Annotated in this window: 12 protein-coding genes (1 of these 12 only partly in view); 2 read left to right on the top strand and 10 right to left on the bottom strand. The window is 61.0% G+C overall.

Features of this window, described 5'->3' with window-relative positions:
- Positions 1 to 2 precede the first annotated feature (2 nt).
- From AC54XV_RS13710 to AC54XV_RS13670, 9 genes are all read right to left on the bottom strand, one after another.
- Complete coding sequence (locus AC54XV_RS13710; RefSeq protein ID WP_024651021.1) at positions 3 to 776, bottom strand: HpcH/HpaI aldolase family protein; 774 nt, start codon at positions 774 to 776, stop codon at positions 3 to 5.
- Positions 776 to 2635, bottom strand: a complete 1860-nt coding sequence (locus AC54XV_RS13705; protein ID WP_496716912.1) for an IucA/IucC family protein — start codon at positions 2633 to 2635, stop codon at positions 776 to 778. Before AC54XV_RS13705 ends, AC54XV_RS13710 begins: the two co-directional genes overlap by 1 nt.
- Before the next feature lie 21 nt (positions 2636 to 2656).
- On the bottom strand, positions 2657 to 4063 hold the full coding sequence (locus tag AC54XV_RS13700; RefSeq protein ID WP_024638719.1) for a DHA2 family efflux MFS transporter permease subunit: 1407 nt from the start codon (positions 4061 to 4063) through the stop codon (positions 2657 to 2659).
- The gene (locus AC54XV_RS13695; protein WP_032655988.1) at positions 4060 to 5268 is read right to left on the bottom strand and encodes a type III PLP-dependent enzyme; all 1209 of its coding nucleotides are present in this window, start codon (positions 5266 to 5268) and stop codon (positions 4060 to 4062) included. The genes AC54XV_RS13700 and AC54XV_RS13695 overlap by 4 nt, the downstream gene beginning before the upstream one ends.
- On the bottom strand, positions 5261 to 7045 hold the full coding sequence (locus tag AC54XV_RS13690; RefSeq protein WP_024638721.1) for an IucA/IucC family protein: 1785 nt from the start codon (positions 7043 to 7045) through the stop codon (positions 5261 to 5263). The genes AC54XV_RS13695 and AC54XV_RS13690 overlap by 8 nt, the downstream gene beginning before the upstream one ends.
- 196 nt (positions 7046 to 7241) lie before the next feature.
- Positions 7242 to 8618 (bottom strand): diaminobutyrate--2-oxoglutarate transaminase, encoded by a 1377-nt coding sequence (locus AC54XV_RS13685; RefSeq protein WP_011267793.1) that lies wholly within the window; start codon positions 8616 to 8618, stop codon positions 7242 to 7244.
- 350 nt (positions 8619 to 8968) lie between these two features.
- Entirely contained in the window at positions 8969 to 11377 is a 2409-nt protein-coding gene (locus AC54XV_RS13680) for a TonB-dependent receptor (protein WP_057457525.1), read from the bottom strand.
- A 69-nt stretch (positions 11378 to 11446) separates the two neighbouring features.
- Positions 11447 to 12412 carry a FecR domain-containing protein gene (locus AC54XV_RS13675; RefSeq protein ID WP_011267791.1) on the bottom strand — a complete coding sequence of 322 codons (966 nt, stop codon included), beginning with the start codon at positions 12410 to 12412 and terminating at the stop codon, positions 11447 to 11449.
- Positions 12409 to 12918, bottom strand: a complete 510-nt coding sequence (locus AC54XV_RS13670; RefSeq protein ID WP_003406891.1) for a sigma-70 family RNA polymerase sigma factor — start codon at positions 12916 to 12918, stop codon at positions 12409 to 12411. Before AC54XV_RS13670 ends, AC54XV_RS13675 begins: the two co-directional genes overlap by 4 nt.
- Positions 12919 to 13361: 443 nt before the next feature.
- Here AC54XV_RS13670 and AC54XV_RS13665 point away from each other — a divergent pair, with 443 nt between their 5' ends.
- Together AC54XV_RS13665 and AC54XV_RS13660 are read left to right on the top strand one after the other, a co-directional pair.
- Entirely contained in the window at positions 13362 to 14798 is a 1437-nt protein-coding gene (locus AC54XV_RS13665; protein ID WP_057457524.1) for a coniferyl aldehyde dehydrogenase, read from the top strand.
- 355 nt (positions 14799 to 15153) lie between these two features.
- Positions 15154 to 15822 (top strand): helix-turn-helix transcriptional regulator, encoded by a 669-nt coding sequence (locus tag AC54XV_RS13660; protein ID WP_024638725.1) that lies wholly within the window; start codon positions 15154 to 15156, stop codon positions 15820 to 15822.
- 117 nt (positions 15823 to 15939) lie between these two features.
- Here the strand turns inward: AC54XV_RS13660 and AC54XV_RS13655 are convergent, their stop codons facing one another.
- On the bottom strand, positions 15940 to 18608 hold the final stretch of the coding sequence (locus tag AC54XV_RS13655) for an amino acid adenylation domain-containing protein (RefSeq protein ID WP_496718899.1). 15112 nt of this gene lie beyond the right edge of the window; only the last 2669 of its 17781 coding nucleotides appear in the window; the start codon falls outside the window, past its right edge; the stop codon is at positions 15940 to 15942.

The following is an 18608-nucleotide window of genomic DNA, read 5'->3' as shown; positions in this document are numbered from 1 at the left end:
GGTTATTTTCCTTCTGCTGAATGTTGAGCCAGGCGGGCCTGAAGCGCGCGAAAGGCAATGCCGCGCTCATCCCCGAGGACAAAGGTGTTGACCCCGCGCGCCTGCCAGCGGGCAGCGTCTCCGGGTTGACGGGGGATCGCGCAATAGGCGACGCCCGCCGCGTGGGCGGCTTGCCAGGTCGCAAGCAACGCGTTTTGTACATCTGGCTGATCGATCTGCCAGGGCATGCCCAGTGACTGTGACAGGTCTGCCGCGCCTTCAAGAATCATGTCCAGACCCGGCACGCTGGCGATCTCGGCGGCACGTCGCACGCCTTCGGCGCTTTCGATCATCGCCACCACCATGATCTGTTGATTGGCAGCCTCCACGTACTGCGCCAGGCTGTGCTTGCCGAACGAGCCGGGACGGCCGGCATTGAGGCTGCGGCGACCCAGCGGGTGGTACTTGCAGGCGGCAATCGCATCCGCCAGTTGCTCGGGGCTCTCGATCATCGGCAAGACGATGCCCTGCGCGCCGCCATCGAGCAGGCGCAGCAGGGTTTTCGGGTTGAGATCGGCGACCCGCACCAGTGGTGTGAGGTCGTAGCTCTCTGCCACGCGGATCATGTTTTCCACGGTTTCCGGGTTGATCAGCACGTGTTCCATGTCGATGATCACGAAGTCGAACCCGGCCTCGGCGATCAGCTCGATGGCGGCCGGGGCCGGGATCGAACTGATCACCCCGTGTGCCGGCTGTCCGTCGGCAATCCTGCTTTTGAGCGTATTGGTCCTCAGCATCATTGCGGCCTGTAGGTGTGCAGTGGGTTAGGTACCGAGCGGAAGCGACGCTCGCCATCACCCAGCAGGCGGCGCTTGGTCAGTTCTTCCACTTCGTACGATGGCGCAAACACGTCAAACAGCCCGAAACGGTCGCGATGCTGCGGGTGAGCACGCTGATAGTCGAGAATGACGTCGGCGGTCATCTGCCAGAACAGTGCCTCGTCCAGCTGGTACTGCTGGCGCAGGAAAATCGCCATTTCGGCCAGACAGATGAAGAAGAAACAATCACAGGAGAAGTCGCGCACCGCGTTGACGTCGTCGGTGATGATGAACGAGTTGCGGTTGAGCTTTGCATGGCTGGCGGGCAGCGGCACCAGTTCCGGGCACAGTTCGGGACGCCCGAGATGCGCCGGTGAATAACGCACGCCGTCATGGAAGTCCTTGAGGGCGATACGCTGCGGCCAGCCCTGCTTGACGATCAGCACGATGTTCTGGCCGTGGGACTCCATGCCGATGCCTTCGGCATAGAGCATGTGAATGATCGGCGGCACCGTGACCTGCAGCAGTTGCCGGGTCCATTCCTTGAGCCCGTACTGGTTGACCCACGCGTCGATGAACGGCGTCTGCTGGCCATCATCGTAACGGTTTTCCACATGGCTCAAGCCGTTGAACGGCACCGCCTGCTCGTCGTCCCGTAGGTATTGATGCAGGCTTTCCCGCCAGATGGCGCCCAGCGTGCCGTAGGTCTGCGCCGAACGGGATTCCGCCAGATGGCGGTAATCGAAACTCACCCCCGCTACCTCACCGAGAATCACGAAATCCAGCGCTTGAGCGGTGCTGTCGGTTGCGATCAGCTGGTGCAGCCAATCGGTGATGATCGGGCCGTTCAACACCGTGTGACGCGCCAGAATCCGCGTGCTGGAGGTGTTGGTCATGCTCATCGCCAGCTTGACGTATGGCCGCTGGGGCTGACTGGCGTTGGCCAGTGTGCGAATCGACTGCTGAGCCTTGTAGCTATCGGTCGAGGTGCCCAGATAAATCAGCTCGCCGCTGGCCAGTTCCGGGTAGAAGGTCGACACCGTGACGTTGTCCCACTGCCACGGATGCACCGGCATCAGTTGATAGTCGTCGATGGACTTGCCCCGCGCGGCCAGTTCTCGAGCTATTTCCTGCCAGCGTTGTGTGCCCAGCTCCTGACGGATGAACGCCTGAAAATCCATGCTCCGCGAATGGCCGACCGAGGCGCTCGATTTCGCCACGGCCAGCCAGACCACCGCGAAAGGCGTGGCAAATTCCGGCCCGTAGTGGCGGTTATCGGCCAGGGAAAAGCCGATTCGCGACTTGTAACACGGGTGGTAGCTGTGGGCATCCATGAAATGCTGCTCCAGCGCATCGACATCGAGCTGATGCGCTGGTCTTGCAGGCTGATAGCCCTGGGTGCGGGCCTGCAGGTCCTTGAGCTGGGTCTGCTCGATTTCCTGGATGAAGCGCGTCAGGTGCGGGCTGTCCTTGAACGGGCTGAGCAGCTCGGTCAACGCCAGATGCAGATCCGGCACGCTGCGTTCGCCGGCACTGTCCACCCGCTCAAGCGTGGCGTGATCGAGGCGGATCAGCTCAAAGCTGGTGCTCAGCAGGCCCTCGCAGCGGTATTCCACACCGCCACTCACGGCCACGGCAAAACGATGCCGATGATCATCCAGCGGCTCACAGCGGTAAGGCAGCGCCGCCTCGTACAGCAAGGTCTGCAGCAACTGGCCAATCACGCGGCGTTGCACTTGCTGATAGCGCTCGGCGCTGACGTCGGCCAGCCAGGCACCAGTACCAGCTGTTGTCGTTGTCGAAGAAGCGTTACGTTGCAGCGGTAAAGGGGTAGCCATGTTCATACCTCGAACGAAAAATTATCGGGGTTCGACCGCGTCGGGCTGGGCCTCGGCGCGCTCGTCGTTAAGGGGAAAACGCCAGGCACACGGCAGTGCCAGCAGGATCAGCACGCCGGTGGCGATGAATACTTCGCTGATGGCCGAGGGCGTGGCGGCCGGGCCCGCGGTGTTGAGGCGGAACTCCAGCCACAGCGAGGCGATGACGATGGCCAGCGACGCGACCAGACGCCGGGAAATGTTGTTCATCGCGGCGCCCTGAGTGACCATCGGCTCGGGCAAGGCATTGAGCCCCGCCGTGGTCACCGGCATATAGGAGAGCCCGAGGCCGGCGCCACGAATCATCATCAGGACGAACACCACGCCGATCGCGGCGTCGGCCTTGAGCATGCCCAGCGCCAGGGTCGAAACGCCGGTCAGCAGCAGGCCGATGGCGACGACGGTGCGCGGGCCATGGCGATCCAGTGCCTTGCCGCCCCACTGCCCGAACAGGCTCGCGAAGCTGGCGGTACACAGCAGCGCCAGGCCGGTCCAGATCGGGTTGTAGCCCAGCACGTTCTGCACCAGCAGCGGCAGCAACACCAGGCACTCGAACATGCCGACCGATTGCACCACGGCGATGATCACGCTCAGACGATAACCGCGCAGGTTGAACAGACGCAGATTCAGCAGCGGAGCCTGGCGACTCAGCTCGACCCGGACGAATGCCACCAGACAGGCCAATGCGACCAGCACCATGGCCTGATTGACCGGATCGAGCAGCGCCTGAGCATGGTGCATGCGGCTGATGGCGATCATCAGCAAGCCGATGCCCGACGCCACCAGCAGGTAGCCGATCAAATCGAACGGCTTGCGCTCGGCGGGCTCGGCGTCCGGCAGCACGCCGACGCCCAGCAACAGTGCCAGCAGGCCGATGGGCACATTCATCAGGAACAGCGAGCGCCAGCTGAACCACTCCAGCATCAGGCTGCCACACAGCGGACCGAGCGCCGGCGCGAGCATCACTGCTGCGCTCCAGAGCCCGGTCACCCTGCCCCGTTCGTGCTTTTCATACACCGAAAAGATGATCGCCAGCGACAAGGGGATCATCAGCCCGCTGGCAATGCCCTGCACCACCCGTGCGGTGATCACCAGCGCGATGGAGTCGGCCAGCGCGCCCAGCAGCGAGCCACCAATGAACAGTGCCACGCCCCACAGGTACAGGCGTTTGCGTCCGATGCGCTGACTGAGGAAGCTGGTCAGCGGCATGGTCATGCCCATGCTGGTCATGAATCCGGCGACGATCCAGGTGGCCAGCAGCGGCCCGATCCTGAACGCCTCCATGAAGGCAGGCAGCGCCGGGTTGAGCGAACTGTTGCTCAGACTGACCGTCAGCGTACCGAGCAGCACGTTGATCACCACCCAGCTACGTGGGACGTTGAAGCTCATTGGCGGACCCGTTCGCCGTTGCGCACGAAGTGCTGTGACGGTCGTGGATGGCAGAGAAAGTCGGCATGGGAAATGTTGTAGCCATACGCCCCCGCCAGCGGCAGAACCAGCAGGTCACCAATGTTCACGCCTTTAAGTAGCTGGCGGCGGCTCAGTACGTCTTTGGGCGTGCATAGCTGGCCGACAATGGTATAAGCCTGTTCTGACGAGGCAGCTGACTGCGGCGTACTCGGCAGATGGATAACCGGATGGTCATGGCTTTGCGCAACCGGCAGGCGAAACTGGTGAGTTCCGCCTCGGCAGACCAGAAAATGCTCGCCGTGGCTGGTTTTGCTGTCCAGCACCTCGATGGCGTAATAGCCGCAATAGGCACTGATGAAGCGTCCCGGCTCGAAGCGCAGGATCGGCGCATCGTGCTGCTCGCCCAGGCGTTTTTCCAGATAGCGGCACAGTCGCTGCCAGTCGAACTGCTGGCTGTTCAGGTAATCGACGCCAATGCCACCGCCGACGTTGAAATGGGTCAGCTGGCTCGGGTCGCGGGCCAAAGCCTTCCATTCCTGCCAGCGCTGCAGGTAGAAATCGAGCAACTGCTCATGACGTTCAACCGACATCTGATGCGACATGGCATGTATGTGAAAGCCCTTGAGCGTCAGGTGGCTGGCGTTGTCCACGCGTCTGACCGCCTCGGCCAGGTCGGCTTCGTCAATGCCGAACGGTGTCGCTGTCCCGGCCATCGCCAGCCGGCTCGACTGTGCAGCGGGCAGTTGCGGATTGATGCGCAGGAACACCGGCTGCACGCGCCCCGCCTGTTCTGCCAGCTGTTGCAGACGCGCGATTTCGTTGAGGCTCTCCAGGTGAATGGCTTCAACCTTGTTGAGCAACGCCGAGCGCAGATCGGAATCGAGTTTGCCTGGGCCCGAGAACACGTAGGGCTTGCGTGTCGGACAGGCCATCACCCGCTCGATCTCGCCCCCAGAGGAAATTTCAAAGCCACTGACCAGAGGAGCCAGGGTTTCCAGCATCAGCGCTTCGCTGTTGGCCTTGATCGCGTAATACAGCTCGACACCGGCGGGCAGCGCCGCCATGACTTCACTGACATGCTGCTGCAACGCGTCCAGATCGTAGAAGAAGGCCGCCAGCGGGTCGATTTCCAGCGCCCGAGCCTCCTTGATGGCCGCCAGTACGGTCTCCGGCACCTTATGCATAACGTGCCTCCGTGGCCCACGGCGACGCAAGACGCACATAGTTGGCTTCGCGATCGGCCTTGGCGGCGAGCCGGACCTTGAGGTTGGTCTTGCAGGCAATCGACTGGCCTGCGATCAGCGCGTCCAGCTCGGGCGCAGGCAGTACCAGTTCGTCACGAATATGCTGCAATTGCCGCTCGACGCGCTGCCACATCAGTGGTGCCAGGTGCGGGCGCTCCCAGCTCAAGGCCAGTACCGCCTCGGACAGGTTGTTGATCAGCAGGCAATAGGTAATGCGGTTCCAGCCCTGTTCGCGGCTGTAAAGCAACGACTGGCGAATTCTCGGGTGCAGCCCCACCTGAATCGCCTTGATGCCCAGCTCCTCGGTCAGCTTCACGCCTTCGAAGTCGCGCAACAGCAGCTGTTGCGGGCGTCCGTTGTCGTGAATCAGCACCGCATTCTGCAAATGCGGCTCCATCACGATGCCATGATTGAAGAACAACGCCATGACCGGGCTCAGCAGCAAGGCCTGATACTCATCGAACCAGTCCAGCAGGTGCTGGTCCTCGAGCTCTGCGCCATTGAAACGCTGGAGGAAGTCGTGCACCAATGGGCGTGAGCGCAGATCACGGGCGAACAGTGTGCCCGCCATCACGCTGCAATCTTCGCCGGAGCGGCGGCAGAAGTTTTCCCGCAGAATGGCGCCGGTCTGCTCGCGAAACCAGTGACCGTCAGCCTCGCTCGCGCCTTTGGGAGCCCAGCTCATCGAGCCGGGTTCGGCGACTGTGGACAGCCCGCCAAGGGTTTCCGGGCGGGTCTGCTGCAGGCGCTGAAACAGTTCGTCGATGATCAGCGTGCTCTCCAGTTCATACCACGCGTTTTTCCTCACGCAGTTAGTGATGCGCACGTTCAGCGAGCCCTTGATGAAATAGTCGTGCCCCTCGATGTACCAGGTGCGCATCGACGCCGTCGGGCTGGCCAGCAAGCCACTGGCACCCAGATCGGAGATGTCCCCCAACTCAAGCAGACGTTGCACGCGACGGTCCTGCATGAACAGTTGCGCCTGTACCGGATGCATGCAGATCAGCGCATGCCCGGGTCGGGCCCGCGATTGATCAGCGAAGCCTGCCATCACCTCGGCTTCGCTCAAGCCATTGGAGGTGATTCGCAGCCCTTCCAGCGGCACTTCGAACAGGTGCAGCGCGGTCTGCGCCTGAAACTCCGGGGCGTAGGTCTCCTGCGCCAGATGCTCAGGCCACAGGCGCGCCTTGGGCGCCGGGTGATTGGGGTGGCCGAACCACAAACCCTGCTCACTGGCCAGATAGCCGCTGAGCGGCGCCGGGTGCTGGCCGGTCATGTTGTGGGCAACGATGGCGGCAGTCAGGTGCTGGCTTTGCAGGACCTGATCCAGCAGTTCGTCATTGCTGGCACGGGTCATGTGCTCACAGGCGGTCAGCAGTTGCCGGGCGAATTCGGCAAACGCCAGGCAGCGCCAGGTGCCCTGCCCCTGACGTGCGTAGACATCGGAAAGGTAGCGATGGCTGCCCAGGTGGTCGCGGCGGTCCACCAGGACGAAGAATTGTTGCTGATTGGGCAGGCTGATGGTGAGCGGAATGCCCTTCCATTGCCCGCCATCCACGAAACTGCCAGGCGCTATGCCTTGCATGCCTTCCGGCCAGGTGTAATGCAGGCACTCTTCCGGCAGTGCGAATTCCTTGATCAGGCAATTGAGTAACGCGCGAGTGGTTGCCAACTCGCTCACCATGTTTGATAAGACGGTGCGATCGGTATTAGTCATGTCTGCTCCAAAGTCGCCTTTACGCTGACCGTTTAAATGACGTCGCAACAAACGTTGATTTATCGCTTGCGGCACAACAATCGAGCTGTCGAGGTGCGATAAGTTCGCCCAGCCAAACGTTGTGTGCGGTGTTGTTTCAATCGTGATATCAGTGTCACGATGCGGTGCTGTTGATGCCCTGCTTATTACATAACTTTCATTTACGTAGCTGGGACAGCGCAGCCTTCAGGGCCTGTTCAAAACGCTGGATGACCAATTGGCATTGCTCTTCAGTAATGATCAATGGCGGCAATAAGCGAATGACGTTGCCATTGCGACCGCCGCGTTCAAGTAACAATCCCTGTTTGAAACAATGCTGCTGAATGGCAACCGCCAGATCCGGGTCCATCGGCAGGCTGCCGAGGCGGTCCGCCGCTTTGCGTTCATCGACAATCTCGATGCCCAGCATCAGGCCGCGGCCCCGCACATTGCCAATCGCCGGATAGCGTTGCTGCAACAGGCCGAGCTGTTCCTTGAGCCAGTCGCCACGTTTTGCGGCCTGGCCGGCAAGGTTCTGTCGTTGCAGCACTTCAAGGGTCGCCAGGCCGGTGGCCATGGCCATCTGGTTGCCGCGAAAGGTGCCGGCATGGTTACCCGGAGACCAGGCGTCGAACTCGCGCTTGAAACCCAGCACGGCCAACGGCAGACCGCCGCCGACCGCCTTGGACATGACGATGATGTCGGGTTCGATCCCCGCATGTTCGAAGGCAAACATCTTGCCGGTACGGCCAAAGCCGGCCTGCACTTCATCCAGAATCAGCAGAATGCCATGCTTGCGCGTGACTTCGCGAATCTGGCGCAGCCATGCTGCAGGTGCCGGATTGACACCGCCCTCGCCCTGCACCGCTTCCAGAATCACCGCCGCCGGCAGCGACACACCGCTTTCCACGTCCTCGATGAACTGGGTGAAGTAGTAACTCAGCGCTTCGGTCCCGGCCTCGCCGCCAATGCCCAGCGGGCAACGGTATTCATGGGGATACGGCAGGAACTGCACTCCGGGCATCAGATTAGCGACGGCGTTTTTTGGCGCAGTGTTGCCGGTCAGCGCCAGGGCTCCGTGGGTCATGCCGTGGTAGGCGCCGGAAAAGCTGATGATGTTATGGCGGCCGGTGGCGGTCTTGGCCAGTTTGATCGCGGCTTCGACCGCATCGGCCCCGGAAGGACCGCAAAATTGCAGGCAGTAATCACGCCCCTGTCCTGGCAGCAGACTCAGCAGCGTTTCGCTGAAAGCGTCCTTGACCGCAGTGGTCAGATCAAGGGTGTGCATGGGCATGCCCGAGGTCAGAAAACTGTCGAGACTGGCCATGATGGCTTCGTGATTGTGACCCAGTGCCAATGTTCCGGCTCCGGCCAGACAATCCAGGTACGTGGTGCCCTCGACATCCGTGACCCACACGCCATGTGCCTTGGCGATCGCCAATGGCAACTTGCGGGGGTAACTCCTTACATTCGATTCAAACTTGCTCTGCCTGTCCAGATAGTTGGCATTGGTTTTCTGCGACGTAGTAGAGTGCAATAAGCCATTATTCAACATCTGTGAGTCCTCGCTGGATTTCCGGATGCAAATTATTATCATTTACCTAAAAGTGCAACCCATTGTTGCGAAAAACAAGATGAAATTTAAATAAACTTTTTTGCGCGCCTGATAATGAATAAGACACACAGTTATACCGACAGGATTAATCGGTATAACTCAATGTGCCACTATTGAGCGTGGCCATTTGTTATTTTGGCGTTATGACAAAACAGCCTATCTAAATAACAAACTGCTGTGTCGCCGTGTTGAGGTTGATTATTTAATACTGCACACAGGTTATCCCTCGATGAGGACTGCCGGTCGTTCGCTATATACGTGACCCCCTTCCCTGGGCGTCACGTATCGACTCAGAAACCGATGGTGGCCGACAACAGATAGGTACGCGGTGTCGACAGAGTCAGCCCCGGCTCGCTGTCGTCCGACGCGCCGGCCGAACTCCAGTAGTACTTGTTCATCACGTTCTCGACATTGGCCCGCAGCGTGATGTCCTTCTGATCGACCTTAAAGGCATACCGCGCGCCTACGTCGAAACGCTCCGATGAATCGATGCTTTTGCTATTGGCCTGATCCAGATACTGCGAACCGGTGTAGATGCCCCGTCCGGTCAGGGTCAGGCCGTTGACGCCCGGGACGTCCCATTCGGCGCCCAGATTGACGTTGTACTTGGGGGTGGCCGGTGCGCGGTTGCCGTCGAATGTGCCGTTGACGGTATTGGTCAGTTCGCTGTCGATGTACATCACCCCGCCCAGCAGACGGAAACCCTTCATCGGCTCACCGAACATGGTCAGCTCGACACCGTCGTTACGGCGCTTGCCGTTCGGGCCGAATACACGCGAGGCGGTATTGGTCTCGTAGGCCGGTTGCTTGATACGGAATACGCTGGCGGTGAAGGCAAATGACCCCAGGTCATACTTGGCGCCGACCTCGACCTGACGACTGACGAACGGCGGGAAGATCTGGTCTTCGTTCACCGAGGTCGACGGAGCGATCTTGCCCTGGCTCAGGCCTTCCATGTAGTTGGCGTACACCGAAAAATCATCGGTCACCTTGTACAGAATGCCGCCTGACGGTGAGACCTTCTCCTCGTCGTAGGCGGTGTCGCCCTTCACGTCATCGGTCCAGTCATCAACCTTGACACGCTGCCAGCGGGCGCCGAGCGTCAGCAGCAGACGGTCCTCGAAAAATCCTAGCGTGTCAGTCAGCGCCACACCGCTGAAGCGGTTCTCGGTGTAAACCTTGGAGTCGGCGCGCGTCGGGTTCGAGGGTGTCGGCGTGTCGACCGGGTTGTAGAGGTTGCTCGGCGCTGCTGCGTAGCGCGCACCACCGTTTTCAAAGTCCATGTAGAAATAGCTGGCAGCCAGGTTGACCTCGTGGCTGACCGGCCCGGTGTTGAACCAGCTACGAGCGCCGGCAGTGGCGGTGCGCACATTTTCGTCACGGGTGAAATCGCGCGGCTGAACGCTGAAGTCACCTGCGTCGTTGGTGACCGATACCGCATGGCGCAGGAAGTCATGGTTACTTTTGCGCACGCCGACACCGCCATACAGCATGACCGAGTCGCTGAGGTCATATTCGGCATTCACTGCGCCGAAGGTATCCTTGGTACGCGCCTTGCTCCAGGACTGCGCATAGTTGTCGCGCACATCGTTGGCGTTGGGCACCTTAGCGTTGGCACCGACCTGCACGCGCTCCTGCGGAGCATCAGTGTCGCGTTCGGTGTGCCCGATGTCCGTCGACAGACGCAGGCGATCGCCGCGGAAATCCAGGCCCAAAACGGCCATGTCACGATCGACGCTCTGGTGATCCCATTCTGTGTCGCCGGACTGCTTCACGCCGTTGAAACGGATCCCGAACTTGTCGTCTTCGCCAAACCGACGGGCTACATCGACTGCAGCACCCACCTGCCCCTTGGAGGCATAGCTGGTGGTGAGCTCGGTGATCGGTTTATCCGTCGCGCGTTTGGGGACCACGTTGATGCCCCCGCCGACACTGCCTCGCGGCGAAATGCCGTTGATCAACTGACTCGGCCCCTTGAGGATGTCCACCCGTTCGGCCATTTCCATGTCGATCGTGTAAGTGGGCAGGATGCCGTACAGGCCGTTGTAGGAAACGTCGCTGTTGAACAGGCTGAAGCCACGAATGGTGAACTGCTCGTAACGCCCGCCTGCGGGGTTGGTGGCGCGCACCGACGGGTCACTGGCAATAAGGTCGCCGAGGGTCCGGGCCTGCTGGTTTTTCACCGCGTCCTTGGTGTAGGTGGTCATGCTGAATGGCGTTTCCATGAAGTCCCGGGAACCCAACATGCCTTGCGAGCCTTTGCGTGCCACCTGACCGCCCGCGTAATCCTGACCGTCCGTGACACCGCTGTCGCCAACGATCGACGTGGGGGCGAGTTGCAAACCTGCACTGGCGCTTTGAGGTGCCGGGATCAGCGTGTAAGCCTGCTCCCCGACGGGCATCAGTTGCAGGCCGGAACCTTGCAGCAGACGCGCAAACCCTTCCTCGACCGCGAACTCGCCGGACAACCCCGAGCTGTTCCGGCCATTCACCAGTGCAGGGTCTACCGACAGATTGACCCCGGCCTGCCCGGCAAAACGGGTAAGCGCGGCGCTCAGACTGCCGGCCGGCACTTCATAGGCCCGTCTGCCCGCCGTGTCGGCCCAACTGGTCGAGATGAACAACGGACTGGAACTCAACGTCAGCAACAGGCTGAACTGCAAAAGCGGACGCAAACGGTAGGAAGACACTGCGGACATAGAGGGAAGCTCTCGTATTTTTTGTGCACTTATCTGGAATGACCAGCGAGACCAAAAAAAGGGACAGCGCTACGCACTATTTTTTGTCGAAATGTTTTTTCGAGGCACCAGGGTCACCCAGTAACGGGTGCGCATCTGCACGTCCACCGGCAGACTGGCCGCCAGCAAGGACAGCACGCGGTCGGTATTGTCGAGCCTGAAACTGCCGGTCACCCGAAGGTTTTCCAGCGCCGGCTCCCAGCGCAGCAGGCCCGGACGGTAGCGACCCAGCTCGCGCAGGAAATCACCCAGCGACTGGTTCTGCGCGGTCAGTACATCGTCGCGCCAGCCAGGCAGCAAGGCGTCGAAGGCGCTGACAGGACCGACTCCACTCTGCTTCAAACTGACCTGCTGCTGCGCATTCAAGGCCACTACAGGCCCGCGCAGGGGATAAAGCTGCACCGTGCCGCTGACGACCGAAACCCGGCAGTCGCTGTCATTGAGACGCACACAGACTTCGCTCCGACCAACCACGATGCGCCCGTAAGGACCGTGGATGGTCAGCGGCGCGCTGCCAGGCACCTTCAGGGCTATTTCGCCCCGTACAAGGGTGATTCGCCGGGCGCCCATATCGACGTTTACGGCGCTGTCGGTATTCAATTGCAACGTGCTGCCATCGGCCAGCGACAGACGCTTGTGCTCGCCGACGGCGGTTTGCAGGTCGGCACGCCAGACCTCCAGCGGCAACTGACGCCCCAGCAGCCAGACCGCGGGAACCAGTGCCACGGCGCCCAGCGCCCTTTTTAGCGTCGCGCGCCTGGCCTTGTCAGGGCGATCCAGCGTCGCCATGGCCAGGTTGGCAGGCAGACCGAAAAAACGTTGACGCAACTGCTGGGCCTTTTGCCAGGCGCGCTCATGACTGGCGGAGCTGTCACGCCAGTGTTGCAGCATGGCGTGATCTTCCTCGCTGGCACCGCCGGACTCGAGAAGCGCCAGCCACTGCGCCGCTTTGCGTACTACCTCGCGTTCTTCGTTCGAAGGTGCCGGGCGAATCACCAGTCCACCAACAGACAGTGCTCGTAGGCTTGTGCCATATAGCGTTTGACGGTGCGTTCGGAAACACTCAGGCGTTCAGCGATTTCCCGATAGCCCAGCCCCTCGAGCTGACTCCAGAGAAACGCCCGGCGCACCACTGCCGACAGGCCATCGAGCAGCTCGTCCAGCGCCTGCAGGGTTTCCAGCAGCAACCAGCGCTGCTCCGGCGACGGCACGCTTTCTTCAGGCAACTGCGCCAGCGCTTCCAGATAAGCCTGTTCAAGGCTGCGACGAGTGTAGAAATTACTGAGCAGGCGCTTGCCCACTGTCAGCAGATAGGCACGCGGCTCCTGCATATCGGCGATCTGCTGGGAGCTGGACAGCACGCGCAGAAACGTATCCTGACTCAGGTCCGCAGCATCCCAGGCATTGCCCATGCGTCTGCGCAGCCAGCTTTCCAGCCAGCCATGATGATCGCGGTACAGGGAATGCAAGGTCTGCTGTGATAGCGTCGCTGCGTCAGTCATGTCAAAAGCCTTGAGCGATGGGATGCGCCAAATGAGACTGATTCTAATTAGTGTTATATCCCGAGTCCACGCTCTTTTTTTCAAAAGCCCCATCGCCACTGCGTGAAATCGGGGCTGTCAGCCCGCAACACGTTGATCCGCGCAGCATCCGGGTGATTCACCCGGACGACAAATGAGCGCTGAAAAGGCGCCCTGCGTGTCCTGTTTGTATCCCTTGTGACGTAAAGTCGGATTGTGGCCGATTAGCAGACAGCCCTGACGCTTTATTCAGGTTTGCCACGGCTGGTGGCGTTGAGGATTTTTGCATGCGACTCGCTTTCTACCGAGGGCCAACGTTCACCCGACAGTTGCTTGAAGTCCTTGGGCCGCAATACGCACACGCCCTCTGGCCCATCGTCATCATGCAGCCCCTATAAAAAACACGCAGCCACAGGAGCAGCGTCATGAATCAACCCGCCACGGTTCCGCCAGATACGACGTTTCACGCGGCCAGGCTAACCGAGCTGCTTGAGGCGCAGCAGGCTGCATTCCGCGCTCAGGGCGCGCCTTCCTACGATCAACGAATCGCAGACCTCAACGCCGTTCTGCGCATGGTCAGCGATAATCAGGACAGGTTGCTCGAGGCGGTCAGCGCAGACTTCGGCAACCGCTCGTTCGACGAAACACGGCTCGGCGAATTGATGCCGGTGATCAATGGCATCAAGCACATCCGCTCGCACCTCAAGGCGTGGATGCGCCCCTCCCGGCGCAAGGCGGGTATTGTTTTCAGACCGGCCACGGCCCGGGTCGTGTATCAGCCGCTGGGCGTCGTCGGCATTCTGGCTCCGTGGAACTATCCGCTGACGCTGACGCTGGTGCCGTTGATAGAGGCGCTGGCTGCCGGCAATCGGGTGATGATCAAGCCTTCGGAGCTGACACCCCGGACTTGCGAGCTGCTCAGGCAGTTGCTGGGCGAAACCTTCCCTGCCGAGCAGGTAACAGTAGTCACTGGCGACGCCACGCTGGCGGGCCGGTTCAGTGAGCTGCCTTTTGACCATCTGCTGTTTACCGGCTCGACCCACGTGGGTCGCCAGGTCATGGCGGCGGCCGCGCGCAACCTGACACCGGTCACTCTGGAGCTGGGCGGCAAATCGCCGGTCGTGGTGTGCGACGACTTTTCGATCAGCAAAGCCGCGCGGATGATCGCTATCGGCAAACTGTTCAACGCCGGTCAGACCTGCGTAGCACCTGACTATGTCCTTGTCCCGCGCGAACACGTGGACAGCTTTGCCAGCGAGTGGCTGGCTGCAGCGGAAAAACTCTACCCGACCCTCGATGGCAATCCGGACTACACCTCGATTATTTCCCAGCGCCACTACGACCGGCTTATGGCGATGGCCAGTCAGGCCGTGGCAACGGGTGCCAAGGCATGGCAACACAATGCGCCTGCGACGGCGGGCGAACGCAAGATCGCACCGATGGCACTCACGCAGGTGTCCCTGAAAGCGGATGTCATGGGCGAAGAGATTTTCGGGCCGCTGCTGCCGATCCTCGCGTATGAGTCGCTGGATGAAGCCATCGCTTTTATCAACGCGCGTCCGGCACCGCTGGCCCTTTATTGCTTTTCCAACGATCAAACCTCTGTGGAGCGGGTGCTGAACCGCACGCAGTCCGGCGGCGTGACGATCAATGGCACCATGCTGCACGCGACGCAGGATGACCTGCCCTTTGGCGGTGTCGGCGACAGCGGCACCGGGGCCTATCACGGCTACGAAGGCTTCGTTCGTCTGTCCCACGCCCGCGGCGTTCTCAAGCTCGGACGTTTCAACATGTCCGACAAGGTCTCGGCACCTTACGGACGGCTTACGCGCCTGGTCACCCGGTTCATGATCGGAAAATAGACGCTTGCCAAACGCTATTTCCCCGCCATGTTGCAACTTTAGATGCACATGTGTGGGGATATTTTTATCTCTCTACTTCCCGTAACAACATCAGGCACCACGAGTTAACGCGGGTTCGCCCCACCATTTCTGCGACCTCCTTGCCCGCCGTCCGACCGATGACCATCACTCTTTCTGATAGTGAAGTATTTAGGTAACCTCAGGGCGATACGCTTTGCTGTACTTCACTGGAGATGCTCTAGCGGGCATCTAACGCTGTTTTCGTGGCGCAAACGCCAACAGCAGGTTGATGTGACCGCGCCATGCTTACAGCGTCTACACCATTGTCAGCAGTTTTAAACTCATGGATGACTACATGCCTAACACACTACTTCCGCAGATCGGCAGGGCCATAGCCAGCATCGGTAGCGGGAATTTTTCCAGCATGTTCCACAAGTTGATCGATACTCAGCTTGCGGTAGATGCCACGCACCTCTCCTCACTGCCACAGCCCTGGCAAACGCCACCCGCCTCTGCACCGACGGTCTTTAACGAGACGGTGACGTCATCACGGGGCACGCTGTTGCTCAGTGACTCGATTCATCTTTACCCTGATCAGGCCTCGGAAAGCTTTAGTTGTAAAATAACTGTATTTCGGGCGCTTCCCGCGCATGAATTTTCAGAAAAGGAACGCCGACAGCTGGGCGACATTTCCCCTCTGCTGTTTTCGATACTTGAAAAACATGTCAATGCCCTGCAATCGGCAATGCCCGGCATCGAGCATAAAAAGCCGGAAAGCATTGAAAAGCGCTTTCAGGAACGACTGCGTGAAACAGGGTTGACGTTGTCCGAACGCGAAACCCAAGTGTGCCTGGGGCTGCTCGCCGGCCATACCGCGCTTGAGCAGGCCGAGCGACTCGCACTCAAGGTCAATACCGTGGGCAGTTACCAGCGCCGCGCGGCGATCAAGCTGGGCATCAGCGGTCGCAATTCACTGATGCGCTGGATGTATGGCTCATCAGCGGGCGTTTTTTCAACCTGCTGACCGCCAGTTGATGCAAAGGACGGGGCGATACCGATCGCCCCTCCCGGATCCACCCTCACCGCCTCCGACGCAAGACCTCCTTGCGCCCGCAATCACGCTTTATCAATACCCACCAAGTCATTGCGTTTCCCCCACACCCACTGCCAATCCGTCGTACCACCAGGCTGCCAGGCTGTAGACGTCCGGCGCTTTCAGGACGCTGAAGTGGTTGCCCGGCCCTTGCCAGAGTGAAAGCTGCGGCAGCAAGTGCTGCCATTGGCTTGCGCAAGCGGCATGCTCAAGTTGATTGTCCAGCGCATCCAGTTGCGGGTCATTCACCAGGACCAGACTTGCCCTGCCGCTGTAGCCTCCCGGCTCAGGTCGATAGACCGTGCGCAAGGCGCTGGCAAACGTGCGGACAATCCCTTGCAGGGCCTGTGCCGCCAGGCGTGGCGGCAATAACCCGACGCGCACCATGGCCTGCTGAAGCAGGTGCATTTGCGTGACCGTATCGCTGTCGGCAAACGCCAGCGGGTCGAGCTCCAGGCTTCGTCCGCTGGACAACTGCAACGCCTCGACCAGGCGTTCCAGCACGGCGGTGGCGGTATAAGGTTTGCCGTCCAGGCCCTCGCCGCCAGGCGCCTCGCTGTCGATCAGGGTCAACGAGACAACCTCGCGGCCACGGGCCTGCAGTTTGACCGCCATGGCGTGCGCCGCCCAGCCGCCGAAAGAATGCCCGACCAGATGCAGCGGGCCTTTCGGATACAGCGCTTCGATGGCCTGCACATGGCTCTGCGCTGCCGCTTCCACCCGGCTGTGCGGAACACTGCGACCGTCCAGGCCGCGCGGTTGCAGGCCGTGGATCGGCCATTCCGGCCCCAGCGCCTCGGCCAGGCCAATGAAACTGGTGACGCTGTCACCGGCTCCGGGTACGCAAAACACGGGGGCATGCCCGTCACGCCCACTCTGGATGGCCAGCAGCGACTGATGAGCCGGCGTTGGCGGTGGCGTGGCAGGCGCGCTGTGCAACGCCTGAACGATGCTCAGACCAAGCACGGCCACGTGCGGTGCCTGCATCATCGTCATATGGTCCCCCGGGACATCGACGCACTGCAGTTGATTTCTGGAGAGAATCTCACCCCAGCCCAGAGTCGAACTGCTTGCGATCGGCGCCATTGGACGCTGTTCGGCGCGGAACAGGTGAATCGGCAGACTGAGCGGTTCCAGCTGGTAATGCGCCAGGGCCTGACCATGCGCCACTTCCCGGTCCAGGTAATGGTGCAATTGCTGATCGCTCGCCAGCGCCAGTTCCTCGTACAACAGGCCTTCGTCACGGCACAGTTGCAACAGCGTCGCGAAGTCCGGCAGCGGCGCTTGCTCGCTGAATGAGTTCAGACGCGCCAACTTCGCAGCGCCCTCACCTGCCTGGGCCTGCCAGTGCGCAGTGCAATGCGAGAGCAGTTGCCGCTCAAGCAAGTCAGGTCCCTGCCAGCGCGCCTTGCCCTGATCGGTCAGGCGTGGCACATAGCTGTCGATCAGACCGAGGAATGTCACGGCCTCGTCCATGCCCAGCAGTTGAGTGGCCACTTCATAGGCCAGAACCCCGCCAAACGACCAGCCGGCCAGTCGATACGGGCCGCGCGGCTGGACCTGACGAATGCGTTCCACCATCCGCGCAGCCAGGCACTCCATGGTGCGTAATTGCTGCTGCCCAAGGCCAATACCCGGCAAGCCGTAAATCGGAAAGTCGCCCTGCAGATGTTGCCCAAGCACCGGAAAATAAGCATCCAGCCCGGTGAAGTCGTGAAGCAGAAACAACGGTGATTCGCTGCCACCGGCGCGCACTGTGATCACCTCGCGAGCCGCATCCGGCGACCCTGGACGCTGATCGAGCAATCCGGCCAGCGCTGCAACGCTAGGGTGCTGGAACAGCTCGGCCAGCGTCAGCGACACGCCTGCCTTTTGCAGCAGGCTGACCAGACGGATGGCCGACAGCGAGTGGCCGCCCAGTTCGAAGAAGCTGTCGTGCCTGCCGATTTTCCCGACTTCAAGAACCTCGGCCCACAAGTCCGCCAGACGCTCTTCCAGAGCCGTTGAAGGCGCCTGGTAAGCGAGGTTTGCCAGTGCGGTCAGGTCTGGCGCAGGCAGCGCCTTGCGGTCGACCTTGCCGTTCTGGGTCAATGGCAGCGCATCAAGGCCTACAAACACCGCAGGCACCATGTACTCCGGGAGGTGCCCCAACAGATGCGCACGCAAGGCGGCACTGTCGAGCGACGCATCGCGACGGGTGAAGTAGCCCACCAGACGCAACGTGCCATCGTCCAGACGCTGGGTGGTCACGACCGCTTCGCCGACGCCCGGGCATTGCGCCAGGTGCTGTTCGATCTCGCCCGGCTCGATACGCACGCCACGGATCTTCACCTGATCATCGTTGCGGCCCAGGTATTCAAGCGTCCCGTCGGACAGCCAGCGCACCAGATCGCCGGAGCGATACATCCGTGCACCGGGCCTGTCGCTGAACGGATCGTCGAGGAAGCGTTCTGCGGTCAGGTCCGCACGGTTCAGATAGCCACGAGCCACGCCAGCGCCGCCGATGTACAACTCGCCGGGCACCCCGAGTGGCACGGGCTGGCCACGCGAATCCAGTACGTACAGTCGGGCATGGGTAACCGGCTTGCCGATGTGCAACACCTTGCCTGGCTGCATCCGGCCAGAGCTGGCCACCACCGTGGTCTCTGTCGGGCCGTAGTTGTTGACCACGGCAAAACCGGGATCACGGTTGAAATGACGCAAGCGATCACCGCCAA

The organism is Pseudomonas fragariae (ex Marin et al. 2024), from assembly GCF_059621105.1.
This window is presented reverse-complemented; position numbering and strand designations above follow the sequence as displayed.